1 protein-coding gene is annotated in these 26921 nt (G+C 69.0%); it reads left to right on the top strand.

What is annotated here, in order from left to right; translation table 11 throughout:
- The first annotated feature begins 354 nt into the window (after window positions 1-354).
- On the top strand, window positions 355-26826 hold the full coding sequence (locus ACWGE0_RS07700) for a non-ribosomal peptide synthase/polyketide synthase (protein ID WP_452260128.1): 26472 nt from the start codon (window positions 355-357) through the stop codon (window positions 26824-26826).
- Window positions 26827-26921 lie beyond the last annotated feature (95 nt).

The raw sequence follows: 26921 nt of genomic DNA, 5'->3' as shown, positions 1-26921 counted from the left end.
GCAATTTTCAATTGGACTGTTCGGCGGATTCGTGCCGGTTGCGAATATGGCTAATCTGCGTCAGTCGCTTCGGCGGCACGGGGGTTTCTTTGGGGTGGTTGCTTTCGCCAACTATCTGATTCGCGAGTCGCAACGTGAATTAGGCGAGTTGGCGGACGGCACAGGGGTGTCATGGTCGTTGCACATTGCCGACCGTTCATCACCCACTTCTGAGGTGCTCCCTCATCGGCTGTATCTGCGCCTTGAGCAGCCTCACTGTTCCGCTGTGGCGGGACGGTTTTCGCACGTCCAGACAGCGGCACATCAACCCACTCGTGCAGTGACGGGGGGTCACCGGTCAGAAGGAGTGGTTCAGTGGTTGAGCGGCGTGAGCCTAACGTCCGGTACTCGCTGACAGCGGCGCAGTTGCACATGTGGCTGTCGGCCGAGTTGCTCGGGGGGACTCCGGAGTTCAACCCTGCCCAGTACGTCGTGCTGCACGGGCCTGTCGACGAGGAACTCCTGCAGGCCAGCGCTCGTGTCGTGGCCCAGGAAGCCGACGTGCATCGGCTGTTCTTCGGTGAGCACGCGGACGGTGCGCCGTGGCAGGCGTTCGCCGGCGAGCTGCCCGCCGAGGTCATGCCGGTGGTGGATCTCCGTGCGCAGGACGATCCGGCGGGTGCGGCCGAGGCGTGGATGCACGCCGACGGCGCCCGGCCGATCGACCACCGGGTGGCGCCGCTGTGGCGGTGGGCGTTGCTGCGCGTCGCCGACGAGGAGCACTGGTGGTACCACCGGTCGCACCACCTCATCTCGGACATCTTCTCGTTCGCCCTGCTCACCCAACGCGTCGCGGAGGTCTACTCCGGCGCGCACCGGCCCCGGTACTTCGGTTCCTGGGCCGATGTCGTGGCAGAAGACGAGGCCTACCAACGGTCCGCGGACCGGGCGGCCGACGAGAGGTACTGGCTCGACTCGGTCGCGGACGCGGTGCTGGGCCGCGACGCCGAACGCCGTCCTGAACGGCAGCGGCCGTCACGGCGGCGCACGGTCGCCGTCGACGGGGCGTTGCGCGGCGCCGTTCTCGAACGCTGCGCCGAACTGGGCATGCGCGTTCCGCACTTCCTCGTCTCGGCGTTCGCCGCCTACCAGCGACAGCTGGTGGACCGCGACGACGTGGTGTTCAGCCTCCCCACGGCTGCCCGGCGCAGTCCGCTGGCCCGCGCGACCCCCGGCCTGCTGGCCAACGTCGCACCGGTGGTCCTGCACGTGCCGGACGGCGCGACGGTTCGGCAGTTGACCAGCGCCACCACCGCGCGGCTGGCCGAGAACGCCACCCGGTCGCGGTATCGGGGTGAGGACCTGGCGCGGAAGCTCGGGGTCGCCGGCAACGGCGCCTGGTTCGGTCCCACGCTCAACGTGGTCGACTTCAACCGGCCGCCGCGCTTCGGTCCCGACCTGCACGCCGACGTGCCCCGCAACCTGGCCGTCGGTCCCATCCGCGACCTCACCGTCACCACCTACGGCTGGTCGCTCGGTGATCAGGCGTGGCTGGACGTCGACGTCGAGGACGGCGTGGCCGCCGGTGCCGAACTGGCACTGCACGAGGAACGGTTCCTGGACCTGCTCGACCAGCTCGCTCGCGGTCCGGTGGACGGTCCGGTGCCGGTGTCCACAGTGGACTCACGGGTCACCCGGCGCTGGGGAACGAGGGTCGCGCAGGGTGTCGCTGCGATCGTTCCCGACCTCGTCGCGAGCTACGTCGAGACCAGTCCCGAGTCGCCCGCAGTCGTGTGCGGCCAGGACCGGCTCTCCTTCGGCGAACTCGGGGAGCGGGCTGACGCGCTCGCCGCCAGGCTCCAGCAGGCCGGAGTGACCGTGGAGTCCGCGGTGGCGGTGCTGGTGCCACGAGGGCTCGAGCTGGCGGTGGCTTTCCACGGTGTGCTGCGCAGCGGTGGCGTGTACGTGCCGATCAACCCCGGGCTTCCTGCGGAACGTCTGGCATTCCTGCTGGGGGACGTCGGTGCGACGGTCGCGGTCACGACCGCGGCTCTGGCCGATGAGCTGGCCGGGTTCGCCGGCGAGGTGCTGGTGCTGGAGGACGCGTCTCCGGCTGCCGAGGCGACTCCGGTGCGCATCGATCCGAACGCGCTGGCGTACGTGGCCTACACGTCAGGCTCCACGGGCCGGCCCAAGGGCGTGGCGGTGACGCATGCCGCGTTGTCGTCCTACGTGGTCGGCTGGCGTGAGGCGCTCGAACCGCTGGGCGGCGCCGGCACCGTGCTGTCGATGTCGGGCCCTGGGTTCGACGTCTCCATCGGTGACATGACGCGTGCGCTGGCGTTCGGGCAGACGGTGGTGTTCCTGCCGCACGACGAGGTCGTGTCGGTCGACTCCCTGCACCGCACGCTGGCCGACCACGACGTCGAGGTCGCCGAGATCGTGCCCGGCATGCTCCTGCGCGATCTCGCCGCCCATTGCCGTGAGGCGGGCCCGGTCGAGTCGCTGCGCCTGGTCATCTCGGGCACCGACATGTGGACGTACGACGCGCTCGTGTCGGCCGTTGCGGAGGTTGCGCCCAATGCTTTGCCGGGCAACGTCTTCGGCGTGACCGAGGCCGCGATCGACTCGATCTTCCACCCGGTCACGGCGAGCCCGGAGCACGCGGGTGAGGTCGTCCCGATCGGCGGGCCGCTGGCCGGGGTCGACACGTTCGTCGTCGACGGCCTGCTGCGGCCGGTGCCCGTGGGCGTCGAGGGCGAGCTGCTGGTCGGTGGTTCGGGTCTGGCGCGCGGATATGTGGGCCGCCCGGATCTGACGTCGGAGCGGTTCCTGCCGGACGTGTTCGGCGCATCCGGCGGGCGGCTGTACCGGACTGGTGACCGGGCGCGGTGGCGGGCCGACGGTGAGCTGGAGTTCCTCGGCCGGGTCGACGAGCAGGTCAAGATCCGTGGTTACCGGGTCGAGCCTGGTGAGGTCGAGGTCGTCATCGGTGACCACCCTGCAGTTCGTGATGTCGTTGTGGTGGCACGGGATGGTGGCCCACACGGCGGTAAGCGGCTCGCCGCCTATGTCGTTGCGGAAGGTGAATTCAGCGGTTCGGCGTTGCGTTCGTGGTTGCGTGAGCGGGTGCCGGACTACCTGGTGCCGTCGGTGTTCGTGGCGCTGGATCGGCTTCCGCTGACGCCGAACGGCAAAGTCGACCGCCGGGGTCTGCCCGACCCCGAGCCCGAGGCGGCCGAAGCCTACGAGGCACCTCGAACGTCCGTTGAGGACGTGCTGGCGACGGTGTGGTCGCAGGTGTTGAAGATCGAACGTGTTGGTGTGTACGACAACTTCTTCGAACTCGGCGGCGACTCGATCCTGAGCCTGCAGATCGTCGCCCGAGTCCGCGCGGCCGGTCTCGGCGTCGACGTGGCCGACGTGCTGTCTCACCAGACCGTCGCCGAGCTCGCGGCCGTCGTTCGCGACACGCCTGTGGTGACGTTGGCGGAGCAGGGTGTGGTCACCGGTCCGGTGCCGTTGACGCCGATCCAGCACTGGTTCGTGAACCAGGACATCGCCGATCGCGACCACTGGAACTGGTCGGGCGTGTTCGAGCTGGCACCGGGCACCGACGCCGATCGGCTCGCCGAGGCGCTCGGTGTCCTGGTCGCCCATCACGACGCGCTGCGCATCCGGTTCTCGTCCGGTGGCCAGTACAACGCCGGGATCGAGACCGCCGAGCTGCTGCGGGTGGTCGAGGGCGACGACGTGGTTGGGGAGATGACCGCGGCGCAGAAGTCGTTGCGGCTGGCCGATGGCCCGCTGGTGGCGGCCGTCTTCTTCGATCGTGGCGACCAGCCCGCCTTGCTGGGTCTGGTCGTCCACCACCTGGTGATGGATGGCGTGTCGTGGAACGTCTTGTTGGAGGATCTCGGCACCGCGTATCGCTCGGAAGCGTTGGGGCCGAAGACGACCTCGTTCCAGCAGTGGGCCGAACAGCTCCAGGAGTTCGACCCCAGCGGCGAACGGGAGCACTGGGCCGCGGCCACGGCGAACGTGATTGCGCTGCCGGTCGACGGCGACGGGCTCAACGACGAGCGGTCCGCCCGGATTCACACGACGCTGCTGGACGCCGGGACGACGGCCGCGTTGCTGGGCGACGCGCACAAGGCGTATCGCACACAGGGCAACGATCTGCTGCTGGCCGCGCTGGTGCGGACGCTGGGTCCGTGGGCTGGCAGCGATGAGCTGACCATCGACCTGGAGAGCCACGGCCGCGAGGCGATCGCCGCCGGGGTCGACCTGTCGCGGACGGTCGGCTGGTTCACGTCGATCTTCCCGGTGCGGCTGAGTCGGCACGAAGATCTCGGCGCGACCGTGAAGTCGGTCAAGGAACAGCTGCGGGCCGTTCCACGCCGTGGTGTTGGTTATGGCGCGTTGCGCTGGTTGCATGGAGAACTGGTCGGCGCGCCGGATCGTCCGGTGCTGTTCAACTACCTGGGATCCGCTGCGAGCACCGGGGATCTGCTGCGCAACGAGCTGCCCGCGACCCTGCGGGGCGCCGCGACGGCCGGCCGCGGCACCCGGTCCCACGTGCTGAACCTCGAGGTCACTCGCACCGCCGACGGCGAGTTGCAGATCGAGTGGCACTACAGCGCCGACCTGCACGAGGCGGCGACCGTCGAACGGCTGGCGGAGGCTTACCAGCGGGAGCTGGAGGCGGTGGTCGCGCACTGCCAGTCCGGGGTCTCCGGTCTGACGCCGTCGGACTTCCCGCTTGCTTCGTTGGCGCAGAACGAGGTCGACCGGCTCGCGACGCGGTTCCCCGGCCTGGCGGACGTGTACCGGTTGGCGCCGGTGCAGTCGGGCATGTTGTTCGGGGTCGTGGGTGCCCCGGCAGAAGGCGACGGGCTCTACTGGGGCCAGGGCGTCTACGAGCTCACCGGTACCGTCGACGCGGACCGGCTCGCCGGCGCGTGGCGGTCGGTGATCGCGCGCCAGGCGGCGTTGCGCAGCGGGTTCGTCTGGGAAGGCGTCAGCGAACCGGTGCAGGTCGTGCTGGCCGATGTCGAGGTTCCGCTGCAGCTGCGCGACTGGTCCAGCCTCGACGGGGACACCCAGCACGCCCGGTTGCAGGAGCTGCTGGCGGAGGATCGGGCGCTGGGCTTCGATCTGGCGGCGCCGCCGTTGACGCGCCTGTACCTCGTTGATCGGGGTTGCGGGCAGCATTGGCTCGTTTGGGGGCTGTACCAGGGTTTGTGCGACGGGTGGAGTCTGCCCGTCGTGATGGACGAGGTGCTCGCCGCCTATGACGGCGAGGTTTTGGCGCCGGTGCGGTCGTACCGCGAGTTCATTGCCTGGCTGGACGGGCGTGATCCGGACGAGTCCAAGGGGTTCTGGCAGAACTACCTGGCCGGGTTCGAGGCGCCGACGCCGTTGCCGGTGGATCGGCTGGCGGCCAGCCACTACGCGCAGGACCGGCGGCGGACCGCGCTGGACGCGGACGTCACGGCCAAGATCGTCGACCTGGCCCGCCGCGAACGCGTGACGTTGTCGGCGGTGGTGCAGGCCGCGTGGGCCAAGGTGCTGTCGGCGACCTCGGGCGAGGACGAGGTGGTCTTCGGCCTGACCGTGTCCGGTCGCCCGCCCGAGCTGGCCGGCGTCGAGTCGACCGTGGGCCTGTTCATCAACACCTTGCCGGTGCGGGCCGTGGTGCCCGCGGACGTGCCGTTCACGTCGTGGCTGCGCGAGTTGCGGGACAACCAGGCCGCGCTGCAACGGTTCGAGTACACCCCGCTGGTCGACGCGCAACGCTGGTCGTCGGTGCCGGGCGGCCGTGCGCTGTTCGACAGCATCGTCGTGCTGCGCAACTACCCCGGCGCGCAGACCCGTGTCGCCGACTTCGAACTGTCGCCGCTGCTCGACTCGGTGGAGCAGGGCAACTACCCGCTCACCTTCGCGGTCGACGTGGACACGACGTTCAAGGTCGAAGCCGAGTTCTCCACCGCCGCGTTCGACGCGGCCACGGTGGAACGCGTGCTCGACCAGCTCGTGGTCGTGCTCACCGCGATGGCCGAGCAGCCGGACCTGATGGTCCGGGACGTGCCCTTGCAGCGGCCGGAGCAGGCGGCGGCGCTGGTGGCGTGGGGCGAGACTCCCGAGCCCGCGACCGAACGGCCGGTGCCGGACCTGATCGCGGGGTGGGCCTCGTCCGAGCTCGCGGCGATCTGCGGCGATGACCGGCTCACGTTCGCCGAGCTGGGCACTCGGGCCGACGCACTGGCCGGACGGCTTCAGCAGGCCGGCGTGACGGTGGGCTCGCGGGTGGCGGTGCTGGTGCCGCGCGGGATCGAGCTGGCTGTTGCCTTCCAGGGCGTGTTGCGCAGCGGTGGCGTGTACGTGCCGATCAACCCCGGGCTTCCTGCTGAACGCCTGGAGTTCCTGCTAGCGGACGCGAGCGCGGTCGCCGTCGTCACGACTGCGGCGCTGGCCGGTGAGCTGGTCGGTTCAGCAGTTGAGGTGATCGTCCTCGACGACTCCGCCGGTCATGCCGAGCCCGTGGTGGTGTCGCCGGATTCGTTGGCGTACATCGCTTACACGTCCGGCTCGACGGGGCGGCCGAAGGGCGTCGCGGTGACGCACGCGGGGTTGTCGTCGTACGTGGCGGGATGGCGGCAAGGGCTCGCCGAGCTGGGTGGTCCGGGCACGGTGCTGTCGATGTCCGGCCCCGGCTTCGACGTGTCCATCGGGGACATGACGCGGGCGTTGGCGTTCGGGCGGACGGTGGTGTTCCTGCCGCACGACGAGCACGTGACGGTGGAGTCGCTGCACGAGACCTTGGTGGATCACGAGGTCGAGGTCGCGGAGATCGTGCCGGGCATGCTGTTGCGCGATCTGGCCGCGCATTGCCGGGAGGCCGGGCCGATCAAGTCGTTGCGCCTGGTGATCTCGGGTACGGACATGTGGACGCATGACGCGTTGACGACCGCGGTGGCCGAGGTGGCGCCGAACGCGGTGCCCGGCAACGTGTTCGGGGTGACCGAGGCGGCGATCGACTCGATCTTCCACCCGGTCGGTGACGATCATCCGGCCGCGGTGGTGCCGATCGGTACTCCACTGGCCGGTGCTCGTGCTGTTGTCGTCGATTCCGCGCTGCGGCCGGTGCCGGTGGGTGTTCCCGGTGAGCTGCTGGTCGGTGGTTCCGGTGTGGCGCAGGGCTATGTGGGCCGGCTGGACCTGACCGCGGAACGGTTCGTGCCGGATGTGTTCGGCGCGGCCGGTGGTCGGTTGTATCGCACCGGAGACCGGGCTCGGTGGCGTGCGGACGGCACCATCGAGTTCCTCGGACGGGTCGATGAGCAGGTGAAGATCCGTGGTTACCGGGTTGAGCCTGGTGAAGTCGAGGTCGTCATCGGCGATCACCCTGCCGTTCGTGATGTCGTTGTGGTGGCTCGTGATGGTGGGCCGCACGGCGGTAAGCGCCTCGTGGCGTATGTCGTTGCGGAAGGTGAGTTCAGCGGTTCGGCGTTGCGTTCGTGGTTGCGTGAGCGGGTGCCGGACTACCTGGTGCCGTCGGTGTTCGTGGCGCTGGATCGGTTGCCTCTCACGCCGAACGGGAAGGTCGATCGGCGCGGTCTGCCCGATCCTGAACCCGAGACGACCGGCGAGACCTATGTCGCGCCTCGGACCGCCGTTGAGGAAACGCTGGCCGCGGTGTGGAGTGGCGTGCTGGGTGTCGAGCGCGTCGGCGTGCACGACAACTTCTTCGAGCTGGGTGGGGACTCGATCCTGAGTCTGCAGATCGTCGCTCGTGTTCGGGCCGTGGATCTGGGCATCGACGTGGCGGACGTGTTCGCCCACCAGACCATCGCCGAACTCGCTCTCGCCGTGCGCGACACCCCTGTGGTCTCGTTGGCCGAGCAGGGTGTGGTCACCGGTCCGGTGCCGTTGACACCGATCCAGCACTGGTTCCTGGCACAGGACATTCCCGACCGCGATCACTGGAACTGGTCGGGCGTGTTCGAACTCGCCTCCGGTACCGACCCGGTGCGGTTGGGTCAGGCGCTCGACGTCCTCGTCGCGCACCACGACGCGCTGCGGATCCGGTTCTCGCCCGATGGTCAGTTCAACGCCGGGATCGAGGCCGCGGACCTGCTGAGGGTCGTCGAGGGCGACGAGGCCGTGGTCGCGGAGATGACTGCGGCGCAGAAGTCGTTGCGGCTGGCCGATGGTCCGCTGGTGGCGGCCGTGTTCTTCGATCGCGGTGATGAGCCTGCGTGGCTTGGTTTGACCGTCCACCACTTCGTGATGGACGGGGTGTCGTGGAACGTCCTGTTGGAGGACCTCGACACCGCGTACCGGTCCGAGGCGTTGGGGCCCAAGACGGCCTCGTTCCAGCAGTGGGCCGAGCACCTGCTGGAGCTGGAGGCCGGTGGCGAACGGGACCACTGGGTCGCGGCGACGTCGGACGTGGTCGCGCTGCCGATCGACGGCGACGGCCCCAACACCGAGGCGTCCGGCGCCGTGGTGAGCACCTGGCTGGACGCCGACACCACCGCCGCGCTGTTCGGCGAGGCGCACAAGGCTTATCGGACGCAGGCCAACGACCTGTTGCTGGCCGCCCTGGCGACCGTCCTGGGCGAGTGGGCCGGGACTGACCACGTCACGGTCGACCTGGAGAGCCACGGCCGCGAAGGCCTGGACCTGTCGCGCACGGTCGGCTGGTTCACGTCGATCTTCCCGGTCCGGTTGAGCCGGCACGCCGATCCCGGTGCGACGGTGAAGGCGGTCAAGGAGGAGCTGCGGGCGGTGCCGCGCCGCGGTGTCGGCTATGGCTTGTTGCGCTGGTCGCAGGGTGAGTTGGCTGGTGCGCTTGATCGTCCCGTGTTGTTCAACTACCTCGGCGCGTTCGACGCCGTCGACTCGGTCGGCCTGATCCGCCGGGAGCTCCCGGCTGAGCTGGCCGGTCCGATGCAGGGGCCTGGCGGGACCAGGGCCTACCCGATCCAGCTCGAGGTGGTGCGTGCGGACGACGGCCGTCTGCGGATCGATTGGCTGCACAGCACGAACCTGCACGAGTCCGGAACCGTGTCGCGGGTCGCGGATCGTTATGTCGAGGCGTTGCGCGAGCTGGTGACGCATTGCCAGTCCGGAGTTTCTGGTTCGACGCCGTCGGACTTCCCGCTGGCGTCGTTGACGCAGGACGAGGTCGACGGGCTTGCGGTGCGCTATCCGTTGGCGGACGTCTATCGGTTGTCGCCGGTGCAGTCGGGCATGTTGTTCGGTGTCGTGGGTTCTCCCGTCGACGGCCTCTACTGGGGGCAGAGCATCTACGACCTGGCCGGCCCGATCGACGCCGACCGGCTGGCCGGTGTCTGGCGGTCGGTGATCGCCCGGCATGCCGCGTTGCGCAGCGGGTTCGTGTGGGAGGGCGTCGGCGAACCGGTTCAGGTTGTGCTGGCTGATGTCGACGTGCCGCTGACGACCTACGACTGGTCCGATGTGGACGGCGATGCCCAGCAGGTGCGGCTGCGGGAGTTGCTGGCCGAGGATCGGGCGCTGGGCTTCGATCTGGCGGCGCCGCCGTTGATGCGGCTGTACCTGGTGGACCGGGGCGAGGGCCGGTTGTGGCTGGTGTGGGGTCTGTACCAGGGTTTGTGCGACGGGTGGAGTCTGCCCGTGGTGATGGACGAGGTGTTCGCCGCGTACGACGGCGAATCCCTTGCTCCGGCGCGGTCGTACCGCGAGTTCATCGCCTGGTTGGACGGGCGTGATCCGGACGAGTCCGAGGAGTTCTGGCGCAGAAACCTGGACGGGTTCGAGGCACCGACGCCGTTGCCGGTGGATCGGTTGGCGACCAGCCACTACGCGCAGGACCGGCGGCGCACGCGGCTGGACGAGAGCGTGACCGCCAGGCTGGTCGAGCTGGCTCGGCGTGAGCGCGTCACGTTGTCGACGGTCGTGCAGGCGGCGTGGGCCAAGGTGCTCGCGGAGACCTCGGGCGAGGACGACGTGGTGTTCGGCCTGACCGTCTCTGGTCGGCCAGGTGACCTGGTCGGCGTGGAGTCGATGGTCGGGTTGTTCATCAACACGCTGCCGGTGCGGGCTGTCGTGCCCATGGACGTGCCGTTCACGTCGTGGCTGCGCGAGTTGCAGGACAATCAGGTTGCGGTGCAACGGTTCGAGTACACGCCGTTGGTGGATGTGCAGCGCTGGTCTGCCGTTCCGGGTGGCCGCGCGTTGTTCGACTCCATCGTCGTGTTCGGCAACTACCCTCACCAGGAGCTGCCGGACGACCCGGCCGCCGTCCCCGAGGGATACGCGGGCGTCGACTCGGTGGAGCAGGGCAACTACCCGCTCACCTTCGCGGTCGACCTGGAACGCACGCTGCGCATCGAGGCGGAGTTCTCCACGGCGGCGTTCGACGCGGTCACCGTCGAGCGGATCCTCGACCAGCTGGTCGTCGTGCTGACCGCGGTGGCGTTGCGGCCGGAGCTGGCGGTCGTGGACGTGCCGTTGCAGCGTCCGGAACAGGCCGCTGAGCTCGTGGCGTGGGGAGAGACTCCCGTTCCGGCCGTTGAGGCGTCTGTGCCTGAGCTGATCCACGGCTGGGCTGACACCGATGCCGTTGCCGTGGTGTGTGGTGATGAGCGACTGACGTTCGCCGAGTTGGACGCGCGGGCGGATGCATTGGCTGCACGGCTTCAACGGGCCGGTGTGACGGTGGAGTCGCCGGTCGCCGTGCTGTTGCCGCGCGGGATCGAGTTGGCGGTGGCGTTCCAGGGCGTGCTGCGCTCGGGTGGCGTGTACGTGCCGATCAACCCGGGGCTTCCTGCTGAACGCCTGGAGTTCCTCCTGGCCGACGCCGGTGTGGTCGCCGTGGTCACGGCGTCGGCTCTGCCGGGGTTCACCGGCGAAGTGGTGCTGGTGAACGACGTGTCCGAGGTCTCCGGTGAGCCGTTGCCGCCGGTCGATCCCGCCGCGTTGGTGTACATCGCGTACACCTCCGGATCGACTGGTCGCCCGAAGGGCGTGGCGGTGACCCATGCCGCGCTGTCGTCGTACGTGTCCGGCTGGCGCGATGGCCTGGCCGCGCTGGGTGGACCCGGCACGGTGTTGTCCATGTCAGGGCCCGGTTTCGACGTGTCCATCGGGGACATGACGCGGGCGTTGGCGTTCGGCCAGCGCGTGGTGTTCCTGCCGCATGACGAGCACGTGTCGGTGGAGTCGTTGCACGCCACGTTGGTGGAGCACGAGGTCGAGGTCGCGGAGATCGTGCCGGGCATGCTGTTGCGCGATCTGGCTGCGCATTGCCGGGAGGCCGGGCCGATCAAGTCGTTGCGGCTGGTGATCTCGGGTACGGACATGTGGACGCACGACGCGTTGACGACTGCTGTTGCTGAGGTGGCGCCGAACGCGGTGCCGGGCAACGTGTTCGGGGTGACCGAGGCGGCCATCGACTCGATCTTCCACGCGGTCACGGATGATCACCGGGCGGCGGTGGTACCGATCGGTACTCCGCTTGCCGGTGCCCGTGCTGTCGTCGTCGATTCCGCGCTGCGGCCGGTGCCGGTCGGTGTTCCCGGCGAGCTGCTGGTCGGTGGTGCTGGTGTGGCGCGCGGCTACCTCGGACGTCCTGACCTGACCGCGGCGCGGTTCATCCCCGATGTGTTCGGTGCCGGCGGTCGGCTCTATCGGACCGGTGACCGGGCGCGGTGGCGTGCGGACGGGACCATCGAGTTCCTGGGTCGTGTCGACGAGCAGGTGAAGATCCGTGGTTACCGGGTCGAGCCTGGTGAGGTCGAGGTGGTCATCGGTGATCACCCTGATGTGCGTGATGTCGTTGTGGTGGCGCGGGATGGTGGTCCGCACGGCGGTAAGCGTCTTGTCGCGTATGTCGTTGCGGAAGGTGAGTTCAGCGGTTCGGCGTTGCGTTCGTGGTTGCGTGAGCGGGTGCCGGATTACTTGGTGCCGTCGGTGTTCGTCTCGCTGGATCGACTGCCGCTCACGCCGAACGGCAAGGTCGACCGGCGCGGACTGCCCGATCCCGAGCCCGAGACGACCGGCGAGGCCTATGTCGCGCCCCGGACCGCTGCCGAGGAGACCCTCGCAGCGGTGTGGAGTGGGGTGCTGGGCGTCGAACGTGTTGGCGTGCACGACAACTTCTTCGAACTCGGCGGCGACTCGATCCTGAGCCTGCAGATCGTCGCCCGCGTCCGTGCGGCCGGTCTGGGTGTCGACGTGGCGGACGTGTTCGCCCATCAGACGATCGCGGCGCTGGCGGGCGTCGCGCGGGACGCGCCTGCGGTGACCCTGGCTGAACAGGGTGTGGTGACCGGACCTGTTCCGCTGACCCCGATCCAGCACTGGTTCCTGGCGCAGGACATCCCGAACCGGGACCACTGGAACTGGTCGGGCATGTTCGAACTGGCCGCCGGCACCGATCCTGATCGCCTGGGCCGGGCGCTCGATGCGGTGGTGGCGCACCACGACGCGTTGCGGATCCGGTTCGCGCCGGACAGCCAGTACAACGCGCCGGTCGACGGTGGCGGGTTCCTGCGCGTTGCCGCAGGGGACGTGGTCGCGGAGATGACGGCGGCACAGGAGTCGTTGCGTCTGGCCGATGGTCCGCTCTTGGCGGCGCGGTTCTTCGACCGCGGTGACGAGCCAGCGTGGCTTGGTTTGACCGTGCATCACCTGGTGATGGACGGGGTGTCGTGGAACGTCCTGTTGGAGGACCTCGACACGGCCTACGCAGGCGGGGAGCTCGGGCCGAAGACGACGTCGTTCCAGCAGTGGGCCGGGGTCCTGCACGAGCTGGACGCACAGGCGGAGCGCGAGACCTGGCTGGCCCAGACCGCGGACGTGGTGGAACTGCCGCAGGACGACGACGGTCCGAACACCGAGGACTCGGCCGGTGTCGTGCGGTCGTGGCTGGACGCCGACACCACCGCCGCGCTGATGGGCGACGCCCACCGCGCCTACCGCACGCAGGGCAACGACCTGCTGCTGGCCGCGCTCGCCCAGGCGTTGGGGGAGTGGGCCGGCACCGGACACGTGACGGTGGACCTGGAGAGCCACGGCCGCGAGGCGGTGGCCGACGGGGTGGACCTGTCGCGCACGGTCGGGTACTTCACGTCGATCTTCCCGGTGCGCCTCACGCGTGAGAACGATCCGGCGGCGGCGATCAAGGCCGTCAAGGAGGAGCTGCGGGCCGTGCCGCGCCGCGGTGTCGGCTATGGCGCGCTGCGCTGGTTGCAGGGTGATCTGGCCGATGCGCCGGATCGTCCCGTGCTCTTCAACTACCTCGGTGCCTTCGACGCCGTCGACTCGCTCGGGCTGATCCGCCGGGAGCTGCCCGCCGAGCTGGCCGGCCCGAGTGAAGGTGCTGGCGGGACGCGGTCGCACGTCCTGCAGATCGAAGCCCAGCAGGACGCCGATGGACGCCTGCGGATCGAGTGGCTGTTCAGCCACCACCGGCACGCCACCGCGACCGTCGAACGTGTCGCCATGCGGTATGTCGAGGCGTTGCGCGAGCTGGTGGCGCATTGCCGGTCCGGGGCCTCTGGCTTCACGCCGTCGGACTTCCCGCTGGCGTCGCTGGCCCAGCCCGAGGTCGACCGGCTCGCCGAGCGCTATCCGCTGGTGGACGTGCACCGGTTGGCGCCGGTGCAGTCGGGCATGTTGTTCGGTGTCGCGGGTTCCCCTGTCGACGGGCTCTACTGGGGCCAGGGCGTCTACGACCTGACCGGTCCGCTCGACGCTCGGCGGCTTGCCGATGCCTGGCGAACGGTGATCGCCAGGCATGCGGCGTTGCGCAGCGGGTTCGTGTGGGAGGGCGTCAGCGAACCGGTGCAGGTCGTGCTCGCGGACGTCGATGTTCCGCTCGAGCAACGGGACTGGTCTCACCTCGACGACGTTGCTCAGCAGGAACGCCTGCGGGTGCTCCTGGACGAGGACCGCGCGCTGGGCTTCGACCTCGCGGCGCCGCCGTTGACGCGGCTGTACCTGGTGGATCGCGGCGAGGGCCGGTTGTGGCTGGTGTGGGGGCTGTACCAGGGTTTGTGCGACGGGTGGAGCCTGCCGGTCGTCATGGACGAGGTGTCCGCCACCTACCAGGGCCGGTCGCTCGAGCCTGTTCGTTCCTACCGGGACTTCATCGCCTGGCTGGGCCGGCGCGACTCGGCTGAGCCCGAAGGGTTCTGGCGCACCTACCTGGCTGGTTTCGAGGCTCCCACGGCGCTTCCGGTCGATCGGCTGGCGGGCAGCCACTACGACCAGGACCGCCGCCGGACCCACCTGGACGAGACCGTCACGGGCAAGCTGGCCGAGCTGGCCCGCCGCGAGCGCGTGACGCTGTCGACGGTCGTGCAGGCGGCGTGGGCACTGCTGCTGTCGACGTACTCGGGTGACGACGACGTGATGTTCGGCCTGACCGTGTCGGGTCGTCCGGCCGAGCTGGCCGGTGTCGAGTCGATGGTCGGGTTGTTCATCAACACGCTGCCGGTGCGGGCAGTGGTGCCGACGGACATGCCGTTCGCCGCTTGGTTGCACTCGTTGCAGGACAACCAGGTTGCGGTGCAACGGTTCGAGTACACGCCGTTGGTGGACGTGCAGCGCTGGTCGGCTGTGCCGCACGGTCGCGCGTTGTTCGACTCCATCGTGGTGTTCGGCAACTACCCGCAGGAAGAGCTGCCGGAAGACCTGGGCGGCTTGCAGGCCGCCGACTCCGTCGAGCAGGGCAACTACCCGCTCACCTTCGCGGTCGACCTGGAGCGCACGCTGCGGGTCGAGGCCGAGTTCTCCACGGCTGCGTTCGACGCGGTCACGATTGAACGGATTCTTGACCAGCTCACGGTGGTGCTGACCGCGGTGGCGGAGCGGCCCGAGCTGGCGGTCGCGGACGTACCGGTGCAGTGTCCTGAGCAGGCGGCTGAGTTGGTGGCGTGGGGTGCCACGCCGGTGCCGTCCGTCGAGCTTCCGGTGCCGGAGCTGATCGCCGGATGGGTCTCGTCTGACGTCGCCGTGGTGTGCGGTGAGGATGAGCTGACGTTTGCCGAGTTGAGGGCTCGGGGTGATGCCCTGGCCGGGCGACTGCGCCGGGCCGGTGTGACGGTCGGGTCGCCGGTCGCCGTGCTGTTGCCGCGCGGGATCGAGTTGGCGGTGGCGTTCCAGGGCGTGCTGCGCTCGGGTGGCGTGTACGTGCCGATCAACCCTGGTTTGCCTGCTGAACGTCTGGAGTTCCTGCTGGCCGATGCCGGTGTGGTCGCGGCGGTCACGACGTCGGCTCTGCCGGGGTTCGCCGGCGAAGTGGTGCTGGTGAACGACGGGTCTGAGGTCTCCGGTGAGCCGTTGCCGCCGGTCGATCCCGCCGCGTTGGCGTACATCGCTTACACGTCCGGGTCGACCGGGCGGCCCAAGGGCGTGGCGGTGACCCATGCCGCACTGTCGTCCTATGTGGCCGGTTGGCGTGACGGACTGGCCGCGCTGGGCGGTCCGGGCACGGTGTTGTCGATGTCGGGTCCTGGGTTCGACGTGTCCATCGGGGACATGACCCGTGCGTTGGCGTTCGGCCAGCGCTTGGTGTTCCTGCCGCACGACGAGCACGTGACGGTGGAGTCGCTGCACGAGACCTTGGTGGGTCACCAGGTAGAGGTCGCGGAGATCGTTCCCGGCATGTTGTTGCGTGACTTGGCGGCGTACAGCCGGACTGCCGGTCCGGTGCAGAGCCTGCGCCTGGTGATCTCGGGCACCGATCTGTGGACGCATGACGCGTTGACGACTGCTGTTGCTGAGGTGGCGCCGAACGCGGTGCCGGGCAACGTGTTCGGGGTGACCGAGGCGGCCATCGACTCGATCTTCCACGCCGTGACCGAGGATCACCCGGCGGCGGTGGTGCCGATCGGCACGCCGTTGGCCGGTGCACAGGCCTTTGTGGTGGACGGGTCGTTGCGGCCGGTGCCCGTGGGTGTGCCGGGTGAGCTGCTGGTCGGCGGATCTGGTGTGGCGCAGGGTTATGTGGGACGCCCGGACCTGACCGCTGAACGGTTCGTGCCCGATGTGTTCGGTACGGGTGGCCGGCTTTATCGGACCGGTGACCGGGCGCGGTGGCGTGCGGACGGCACGATCGAGTTCCTGGGCCGGGTCGATGAACAGGTGAAGATCCGTGGTCATCGGGTGGAGCCTGGTGAGGTCGAGGTCGTCATCGGCGATCACCCTGCTGTGCGTGATGTCGTTGTGGTGGCTCGGGATGGTGGGCCGGACGGCGGCAAGCGTCTAGTGGCCTATGTGGTCGCGGAGGGTGAGTTCAGCGGTTCGGTGTTGCGGGCGTGGTTGCGTGAGCGAGTGCCGGATTACCTGGTGCCATCGGTGTTCGTTGCGCTGGATCGGCTGCCGCTCACGCCGAACGGCAAGGTCGACCGGCGTGGACTGCCCGATCCTGAGCCCGAGGCGGCTGAGGCCTACGAGGCACCCCGAACGTCCGTCGAGGAGACTCTGGCGGCTGTCTGGTCGCAGGTGCTGGGCGTCGAACGCGTTGGCGTGCAAGACAACTTCTTCGAGCTCGGTGGCGACTCGATCCTGAGCTTGCGGATCGTGGCGCGCGTTCGCGAGGCAGGTCTGGGTGTCGAGGTGGCGGACGTCTTCGCCCACCAGACCGTCGCCGAACTCGCTCTCGCTGTGCGGGGCGCGCCTGCGGTTGCGTTGGCGGAGCAGGATGCGGTCACCGGGCCGGTGCCGTTCACGCCGATCCAGCGGTGGTTCCTGGAGCAGGACATCCCGAACCGGGATCACTGGAACTGGTCGGGCATGTTCGAACTGGCGCCCGGCACGGACCCTGATCGGCTGAGCCGGGCACTCGACGCCCTTGTCGCTCACCACGATGCGCTGCGGATCCGGTTCACGCCGGACGGTCAGCACAACGCGCCGGTCGAGAGTGGCGGATTCCTTCGCATCGCCTCAGGCGACGTGATCGCGGAGATGACGGCGGCGCAGAAGTCGTTGCGGCTGGCCGATGGCCCACTCCTTGCTGCCGTGTTCTTCGATCGTGGTGATGAGTCTGCGTGGCTTGGTTTGACCGTGCATCACCTGGTGATGGACGGCGTGTCGTGGAACGTGTTGCTGGAGGATCTGGCCACGATCTATGAAGGCGGATTGCTCGGGCCGAAGACGACGTCGTTCCAGCAGTGGGCGTTGCAGCTGCAGGACGACGACGCCAGTGGCGAACGTGAGCATTGGGTCGCGGCGACCGCCGATGTGGCTGCGCTTCCGGCCGATGGCGATGGTCCGAACTCCGCTGCGTCCGAGGCCGTCGTGCAGTCGTGGCTGGACGCCGGGACGACCGCGGCATTGCTCGGCGAGGTGCACAAGGCATACCGCACGCAGGGCCACGATCTGCTGTTGACCGCTCTGGCCCGGACGTTGGGGGAGTGGGCCGGCAGTGATCACGTCACCATCGACTTGGAGAGCCACGGCCGTGAGGGTGCGGACCTGTCGCGCACGGTCGGGTGGTTCACGTCGATCTATCCGGTGCGGTTGAGTCACCACAACGATCCCGCTGCGGCGATCAAGGCGGTGAAGGAGGAACTGCGGGCAGTTCCACGCCGTGGTGTGGGCTACGGCCTGCTGCGAGACGATCTCGCCGCTGTGCAGGACAGGCCGGTGTTGTTCAACTACCTCGGGGCGTACGACGGCGCCGGCGACTCGGCGGGGTTGATCCGTCGCGAGCTGGACGGTGACCTTGCCGGCCCGAGCGAAGGCGAGGGCGGGACCCGGTCGCATCTGTTGCAGCTCGAGGTGCAACAGGCTGCCGACGGTCGGCTGTCCATCGAGTGGTTCCACTCCACCAACCGGCACGACACCGCCACGGTCGAACGGGTGGCGGCTCGGTACGTCGAGGTGTTGCGCGAGTTGGTGGCGCATTGCCAGTCGGGGGTTTCGGGTTCTACGCCGTCGGACTTCCCGTTGGCGTCGCTGACGCAGGGCGAGGTCGACGGTCTCGCGGTGCGCTGTCCGTTGGCGGACGTCTATCGGTTGTCGCCGGTGCAGTCGGGCATGTTGTTCGGCGTTGTGGGTTCTCCCGTCGACGGCCTCTACTGGGGGCAGAGCGTCTACGACCTGGCTGGTCCGATCGACGTGGCACGGTTTGCGGCGGCGTGGCGTGTGGTGATCGCCCGGCACGCGTCGCTGCGCAGCGGGTTCGTGTGGGAGGGCGTGTCCGAGCCGGTTCAGGTCGTGCTCGGTGACGTCGATGTTCCGCTGGAGCTGCGGGACTGGTCGGGTCTGGACGATGCCGCGCAACAGGTTCGGTTGCAGGAGTTGCTGGCGGACGACCGTGCGCTCGGGTTCGACCTTGCTCGGCCGCCGTTGATGCGCCTGTACGTGGTTGACCGGGGCAACGGGGAGAACTGGCTGGTTTGGGGGCTGTACCAGGGTTTGTGCGACGGGTGGAGCCTGCCCGTGGTGATGGACGAGGTGTCCGCCGCCTACCAAGGCAGCCCCCTCGAACCCACCCGGCCCTATCGGGACTTCATCGCGTGGCTGGACGGGCGTGACCCGGCCGAGCCGGAAGCCTTCTGGCGCACCTACCTGGGTGGGCTCGAGGCGCCGACTCCGTTGCCGGTGGATCGGTTGGCGGCCAGCCACTACGAGCAGGACCGGCGGCGCACGCACCTGGACGACGGCGTGACGGCCAAGCTGGTGGAGTTGGCTCGACGTGAACGCGTGACGTTGTCGACGGTCGTGCAGGCTGCGTGGGCCAAGGTGCTCTCGGAGACGTCAGGCGAGGACGACGTGGTGTTCGGCCTGACTGTCTCGGGTCGTCCGGCGGAACTGGCCGGGGTCGAGTCGATGGTCGGGTTGTTCATCAACACGCTGCCGGTACGGGCCGTGGTGCCCGCGGACGTGCCGTTCACGTCGTGGCTGCACTCGTTGCGGGAAAACCAGGTTGCGGTGCAACGGTTCGAGTGGACGCCGTTGGTTGATGTGCAGCGGTGGTCGGCGGTGCCGCACGGTCGTGCGCTGTTCGACAGCATCGTGGTGTTCGGCAACTACCCGCAGGAGGAGCTGCCGGAGGACCTGGGCGAGGACTGGTTGCAGGCCACCGAGTCGGTGGAGCAGGGCAACTACCCGCTCACCTTCGCGGTCGACCTGGAGGCCACGCTCAAGATCGAGGCCGAGTTCTCGACGGCGGCGTTCGACGCGGTCACGATCGAACGGGTCCTCGACCAGTTGGTGGTCGTGCTGACCGCGGTGGCCGAACGGCCGGACCTCGCGGTCCAGGATCTTCCGCTGCACCGCCCGGCCCAGGCTGCCGAGATCGTGGCGTGGGGCAGCACTGGCCTGCCGGCGGTCGAGCGGCCGGTGCCGGATCTGATCGCCGGGTGGACCTCGTCCGATGTCGCGGTGATCTGCGGCGACGAACGGATCACGTTCGCCGAACTGGGTGCGCGGGCCGATGGCCTTGCTGCTCGGCTCCAGCTGACCGGGGTGGCGGTGGGCTCGCCGGTTGCGGTGCTCGTGCCGCGTGGGATCGAGCTGGCGGTGGCGTTCCAGGGTGTGTTGCGCGCGGGTGGCGTGTACGTGCCGATCAACCCCGGCCTGCCCGCCGAACGCCTCGCGTTCCTGCTCGCTGACGTCGGCGCGACAGTTGCCGTGACGACTGCGGCGCTGGCTGCTGAGTTGGCTGGGTTCGTTGAGGTTCTGGTGCTGGACGACACGGTTCTCGACATGGCGCCGGTGCGGATCGACCCGGATGCGGTGGCGTATGTCGCTTACACGTCGGGGTCGACCGGGCGGCCGAAGGGTGTCGCCGTGACGCACGGCGCGTTGTCGTCGTACGTGGCGGGATGGCGCGACGGGCTTGCCGAGCTGGGCGGGCCTGGACCGGTGTTGTCGATGTCCGGTCCTGGGTTCGACGTGTCCATCGGGGACATGACGCGGGCGTTGGCGTTCGGTCAGACGGTGGTGTTCCTGCCGCACGACGAGCACGTGTCGGTGGAGTCGCTGCACCACACGTTGCGCACGCATGACGTGGCGATCGCCGAGATCGTGCCGGGCATGCTGCTGCGTGATCTGGCGGCGCACTGCCGGACTGCTGGTCCGGCGGAGAGCCTGCGCCTGGTGATCTCGGGCACCGATATGTGGACGCACGATGCGTTGACGGGTGCGGTGGCCGAGGTGGCGCCGAATGCGGTGCCGGGCAACGTGTTCGGGGTGACCGAGGCGGCGATCGACTCGATCTTCCACCCGGTGGGCGAGGATCATCCGGCCGCCGTGGTGCCGATCGGCACTCCGCTCGCGGGTGCGCAGGCGTTCGTCGTGGACGGGTCGTTGCGGCCGGTGCCCGTGGGTGTGCCGGGTGAGTTGCTGGTCGGTGGTTCCGGTGTGGCCCAGGGCTATGTGGGACGCCCGGACCTCACCGCTGAACGGTTCGTACCCGACGTGTTCGGCACGGGAGGTGGCCGGCTCTACCGGACCGGTGACCGGGCTCGGTGGCGTGCGGACGGGACCATCGAGTTCCTGGGCCGGGTCGATGAACAGGTCAAGATCCGTGGCTACCGGGTCGAGCCCGGTGAGGTCGAGGTCGTCATCGGTGACCACCCCGACGTGCGTGATGTCGTTGTGGTGGCGCGGGATGGTGGGCCGCACGGCGGTAAGCGGCTTGTTGCGTACGTCGTTGCGGAAGGTGAGTTCAGCTCGACGGTCCTGCGGGCGTGGTTGCGCGAGCGGGTGCCGGATTACCTGGTGCCGTCCGTGTTCGTGGCGCTGGACCGGCTGCCGCTGACCCCGAACGGGAAGGTCGACCGGCGCGGTTTGCCCGACCCGGAGCCCGAGACGGTTGGAGAGGCTTTTGTCGCGCCTCGGACTGCTGCAGAGGAGACGCTCGCGGCGGTGTGGGGTGGTGTGCTGGGTGTTGAGCGCGTTGGCGTGCACGACAACTTCTTCGAGCTCGGTGGCGACTCGATCCTGAGCCTGCAGATCGTGGCTCGGGCTCGCGCGGCCGGACTCGGCATCGACGTGGCCGACGTGTTCGCCCACCAGTCGGTGGCCGAGCTGGCGTCGGTGGTGCGGGACGCTCCGGCGGCGACGCTGGCCGAGCAGGGTGTGGTGACCGGGCCGGTTCCGCTGACGCCGATCCAGCGTTGGTTCTTGGCACAGGACGTCCCGAACCGCGACCACTGGAACTGGTCGGGCGTGTTCGAACTGGCGCCGGGCACGGATCCGGTTCGGTTGAGCCGGGCACTCGATGCCGTTGTCGCGCATCACGATGCGCTGCGCATCCGGTTCACGCCGCACAGCCAGTACAACGCGCCGGTCGACGGTGGCGGGTTCCTGCGTGTCGTCGAAGACGACTTCGTCGCGGAGATGACCGCCGCGCAGAAGTCGTTGCGTCTGACCGATGGTCCGCTCCTCGCCGCTGTGTTCTTCGATCGCGGTGATGAGCCTGCGTGGCTTGGGTTGACCGTGCATCACCTGGTGATGGACGGGGTGTCGTGGAACGTGTTGCTGGAAGACCTCGACACCGCCTACAACGGCGGAAAGCTCCCGCCGAAGACGACATCGTTCCAGCAGTGGGCGTCGCAGCTGCAGGATGACGACGCCAGCGGTGAACGTGAGCATTGGGTTGCGGCGACCGCGGATGTGGTCACGTTTCCGGCTGACGGCAACGGTCCGAACACCGATGCGTCCGAGGCGATCGTGCAGTCGTGGCTGGACGCGGACACGACCGCGACGCTGCTCGGCGACGCGCACAGGGCATACCGCACGCAAGGCAACGACCTGCTGCTGGCGGCGTTGGCGCAGGCGTTGGGGGAATGGGCCGGAGGTGACCACGTCACCATCGACCTGGAGAGCCACGGCCGTGAGGGCGCGGACCTGTCTCGCACTGTCGGGTGGTTCACGTCGATCTTCCCGGTGCGGCTGAGCAACGAACGTGACCCGGCGGCGGCGATCAAGTCGGTGAAGGAACAGCTGCGGGAGGTGCCGCGCCGTGGCGTGGGCTACGGCGTGCTGCGGGACGAACTCGCCGGCGCACCGGATCGGCCGGTGCTGTTCAACTACCTCGGGGCGTACGACGGTGCCGGTGACTCGGCCGGGTTGATCCGCCGCGAGTTGGACGGCGACCTGGCCGGGCCGAGCGAGGGTGAAGGCGGGACCCGCTCGCACCTGGTGCAGCTAGAGGTGCAGCAGACCGCTGACGGACGCTTGTCGATCGAGTGGTTCCACTCGACCAACAACCACGACACCGCCACGATCGAACGGGTGGCGGCTCGGTATGTCGAGGTGTTGCGCGAGCTGGTCGAGCATTGCCGGTCGACCGCTGGTGGGTTCACGCCGTCGGACTTCCCGTTGGCGTCCCTCACCCAGGACGAGGTCGACGGGCTGACGGGACGCTGTCCGTCGCTTGTGGACGTTTACCGGCTGGCACCGGTGCAGTCGGGCATGTTGTTCGGCGTCGTCGGTGCCCCGCAGGAAGGGGACGGGCTCTACTGGGGTCAGGGCGTCTACGACCTGGCCGGTCCGATCGACGCCGACCGGCTGGCCGGTGCCTGGCGTCAGGTGATCGCCCGGCACGCCGCGCTCCGGAGCGGGTTCGTGTGGGAGGGCGTCAGCGAGCCGGTGCAGATCGTGCTGGCCGACGTCGATGTTCCGCTGGAGCTGCGGGACTGGTCGGGTCTGGACGAGGCGGCGCAACAGGTTCGGTTGCAGGACTTGCTGGCGGACGACCGTGCGCTCGGCTTCGACCTGGCCCGGCCGCCGTTGACGCGCCTGTACCTCGTCGACCGCGGCAACGGGCAGAACTGGCTGGTGTGGGGCCTCTACCAGGGGTTGTGCGACGGGTGGAGCCTGCCGGTCGTGATGGACGAGGTGTCCGTCGCCTACCAGCGGCAGTCGTTGCCGCCCGCGCGTCCGTACCGCGACTACATCGCCTGGCTCGACCAGCGCGATCTCGCTGCCACCGAAGGGTTCTGGCGCACCTACCTGGACGGCTTCGAGGCGCCCACGGCACTGCCGGTGGACCGCCTGGCCGCGAGCCACTACTCCCAGGAGCGGCGGCGCACGAACCTCGACGAGGACGTCACGAGCAGGCTCGTGGAGCTGGCCCGGCGTGAGCGCGTCACGTTGTCGACGGTCGTGCAGGCGGCGTGGGCCAAGGTCCTGTCCGCGAGTTCGGGTGAGGACGACGTGGTGTTCGGCCTGACCGTGTCGGGGCGCCCGGCCGAGCTGGCCGGGGTCGAGTCGATGGTCGGGTTGTTCATCAACACGCTGCCGGTGCGGGCCGTGGTGCCGGTGGACGTGCCGTTCGCCGCGTGGTTGCACGAGCTGCGGGACAACCAGGTGCAGCTGCAACGGTTCGAGTTCACGCCGCTGGTCGACGTGCAGCGGTGGTCCGCTGTGCCGCACGGCCGGGGGTTGTTCGACAGCATCGTCGTGTTCGGCAACTACCCGCAGGAGGAGGCACCCGCCGACACCGGCGAGGACTGGGCCGACGCCGTCGAGTCGGTGGAGCAGGGCAACTACCCGCTCACCTTCGCGGTCGACCTGGAGGACACGCTCAAGATCGAGGCCGAGTTCTCCACGGCGGCGTTCGACACCGCCACCGTCGAACGCGTGCTCGACCAGCTCGTCGTCGTCCTCACCGCTGTTGCGCACGAGCCGGAGCTGGCTGTCGCCGACCTGCCGTTGCAGCGTCCGGAACAGGCCGCTGAGCTGGTGGCACAGGGCGAAACCCCGGCTCCGGTGGTCGAACTGCCGGTGCCCGAGCTGATCCACGGCTGGGCGAATAGCAATGCCGTGGCGGCGAAGTGCGGCGATGAGCGTCTGACGTTCGCTGAACTGGAAGGCCGTTCTTCTGGCTTGGCGGCGCGTCTCCACCAGGCCGGTGTGACGCTGGAATCACCGGTTGCCGTGCTGGTACCGCGCGGGATCGAGCTGGCGGTGGCCTTCCAGGGCGTGCTGCGGGCCGGTGGCGTGTACGTGCCGATCAATCCGGGGCTTCCTGCCGAACGCCTGGAGTACCTGCTGGCCGATGCCGGTGTGGTCGCCGCGGTCACGACCGAGGCACTCGCCGGCGAGCTGGCGGCGTTCGGCGGCGAAGTGCTCGTGCTGGACGACACGGTTCGTGACCCGCTGCCTGTGCGGATCGACCCGAACGCGTTGGCGTACATCGCCTACACGTCGGGGTCGACCGGGCGGCCGAAGGGTGTGGCCGTCACCCACGGTGCGCTGTCGTCGTACGTGGCGGGATGGCGCGACGGACTCGTTGCGCTGGGTGGACCTGGTCCGGTGTTGTCGATGGCGGGTCCTGGGTTCGACGTGTCGATCGGGGACATGACCCGTGCGTTGGCGTTCGGGCAGAGCGTGGTGTTCCTGCCGCACGACGAGCACGTGTCTGTGGAGTCATTGCACCGCACGCTTTCTGATGACGGTGTGGCGATCGCCGAGATCGTGCCGGGCATGCTGTTGCGCGATCTGGCTGCGCATTGCCGGGAGGCCGGGCCGGTCGAGTCGTTGCGGCTGGTGATCTCGGGTACGGACATGTGGACGCATGACGCGTTGACGACTGCTGTTGCTGAGGTGGCGCCGAACGCGGTGCCGGGCAACGTGTTCGGCGTGACCGAGGCGGCGATCGACTCGATCTTCCACCCGGTCGCGGACGACCACCCCCAGGCCGTGGTGCCCATCGGCACACCGCTCGCCGGCGCCCGTGCCGTCATCGTCGACGACGCGATGCGCCCGGCACCCGTCGGTGTCCCGGGTGAGCTGCTCGTCGGTGGTCCGGGTGTGGCACGTGGTTACGTGAACCGGCCCGACCTGACCTCGGAACGGTTCGTGCCGGACGTCTTCGGCTCGGCCGGTGGCCGGCTGTACCGCACGGGCGACCGGGCGCGGTGGCGTGCGGACGGGACCATCGAGTTCCTCGGCCGCGTCGACGAACAGGTGAAAATCCGCGGCTACCGGGTCGAACCCGGTGAGGTCGAGATCGTCATCGGCGACCATCCCGACGTGCGTGATGTCGTTGTGGTCGCCCGTGATGGCGGCCCGCACGGCGGCAAGCGCCTGGTGGCTTACGTGGTCGCGGAAGGCGAGTTCAGCACGAAGGTCCTGCGGACCTGGTTGCGCGAGCGGGTGCCGGACTACCTGGTCCCGTCGGTGTTCGTGGCCCTGGAGAAGCTGCCGCTCACGCCGAACGGCAAGGTCGACCGCAAGGGCCTGCCCGACCCGGAGCCCGAGACGACGGCCGAGGTCTTCGAAGCGCCGCGAACGTCCATTGAGGACACTCTCGCGGCGGTGTGGTCGCAGGTGCTGGGTCTGGAACGCGTCGGCGTGCACGACAACTTCTTCGAACTCGGCGGCGACTCGATCCTGAGCCTGCAGATCGTCGCCCGTGTGCGCGCCGCGGGGTGGGGCGTGGACGTGGCGGACGTGTTCGCCCACCAGACCATCGCCGAGCTCGCACCTGTCGTGCGCGACACCCCCAAGGCCGTGCTGGCCGAACAGGGTGTGGTCACCGGTCCTGTCCCGCTCACGCCGATCCAGCACTGGTTCGTCGAGCAGGACATCCCGGACCGCGACCACTGGAACTGGTCGGGCGTGTTCGAGCTGGCGGCCGGCGTCGACCCGGACCGGCTCGCGCGGGCACTCGACGCCGTCGTCGCCCACCACGACGCCCTGCGCATCAGGTTCCGTCAGGACGGGGACACCTGGGTGCAGGACAACGACGGTGAGTTGACGCCGGTCCTGCGAGTCGTCCCTGCCCGGGATGACGACGAGGTCGTCGCGCACATGACCGAAGCGCAGACGTCGTTGCGCCTGGCGGACGGTCCGCTCGTGGCCGCGTTGTACTTCGACCGGGGCGCCGCCCCGGCCTGGCTGGGGCTCACCGCGCACCACTTCGTCATGGACGGCGTGGCGTGGAACGTCCTGCTGGAAGACCTCGACACGGCCTACAGCGGGGGAGCGCTCGGGCCGAAGACGACGTCGTTCCGGCAGTGGGCCGAGGTGCTGCACCACGACAACCCCGCCGCCGAACGCGACCACTGGGCCGCGCAGACCGAACGGGTCACCGCGGTGCCCGTCGACGGCGGCGGTGCCAACACCGAGGCGTCGGCCGACACCGTGCGCACGTGGCTCGACGCGAAGTCGACCGAAGTGTTGCTGGGCGAGGCGCACAAGGCCTATCGGACCCAGATCAACGACCTGCTGCTGGCCGCACTGCTCAAGACCTTGGGCGAGTGGGCGGGCACCGGCGACGTCACGATCGACCTCGAGAGCCACGGCCGCGAGGCGATCGCCGACGGCGTCGACCTGTCCCGCACCGTCGGGTGGTTCACGTCGATCTTCCCGGTGCGTCTGCGTCACCACCGCCTCCACGACAGCGGCGAGCTGATCAAGGCGGTCAAGGAACAGCTGCGCACGGTGCCGCGCCGCGGTGTCGGGTACGGGATTCTCCGCTATCTGGAACGTGACGACCGTTTGGTCAACGCACCCGTACGACCTGTGTTGTTCAACTATCTAGGTGCGTTCGACGCGGCGGGCGACGAGGCGGTCGGGCTGATCCGCAAGGAACTGTCCGCCGATCTGTGCGGCCCGACGGAGAACGAACAGGGGAACCGATCGCACCTTTTGCAGGTCGAAGCCGAGCAAACCGCGGACGGCCGCCTGCTGGTCGAGTGGTACTTCAGCACGAATGTGCACAGGCAGGCGACGGTCGAACGGCTGGCAACGCGATACGTGACCGTGTTGCGCGAGCTGGTCGAGCACTGCCAGTCGGGTGCCGGCGGGGTCACTCCGTCCGACTTCCCGCTGGCCAACATCGATCAAGCGAGCCTCGCCGCAGTGCTCAAGCAGATGGGCGGGTGATCGGGCAAAACGAGGGGGGCAAGTAGCGCACCGGGTTTCCGCATCTGGCCCAGTGAATTGCACGAAGTAGGCATGCTCTATTTGTCATGCCCTTT

The sequence above is a fragment of the Lentzea sp. NPDC054927 genome, from assembly GCF_053610285.1.
Note: the sequence above shows the minus strand (reverse complement) of the source record. Positions and strands in the feature narration are given on the sequence as shown.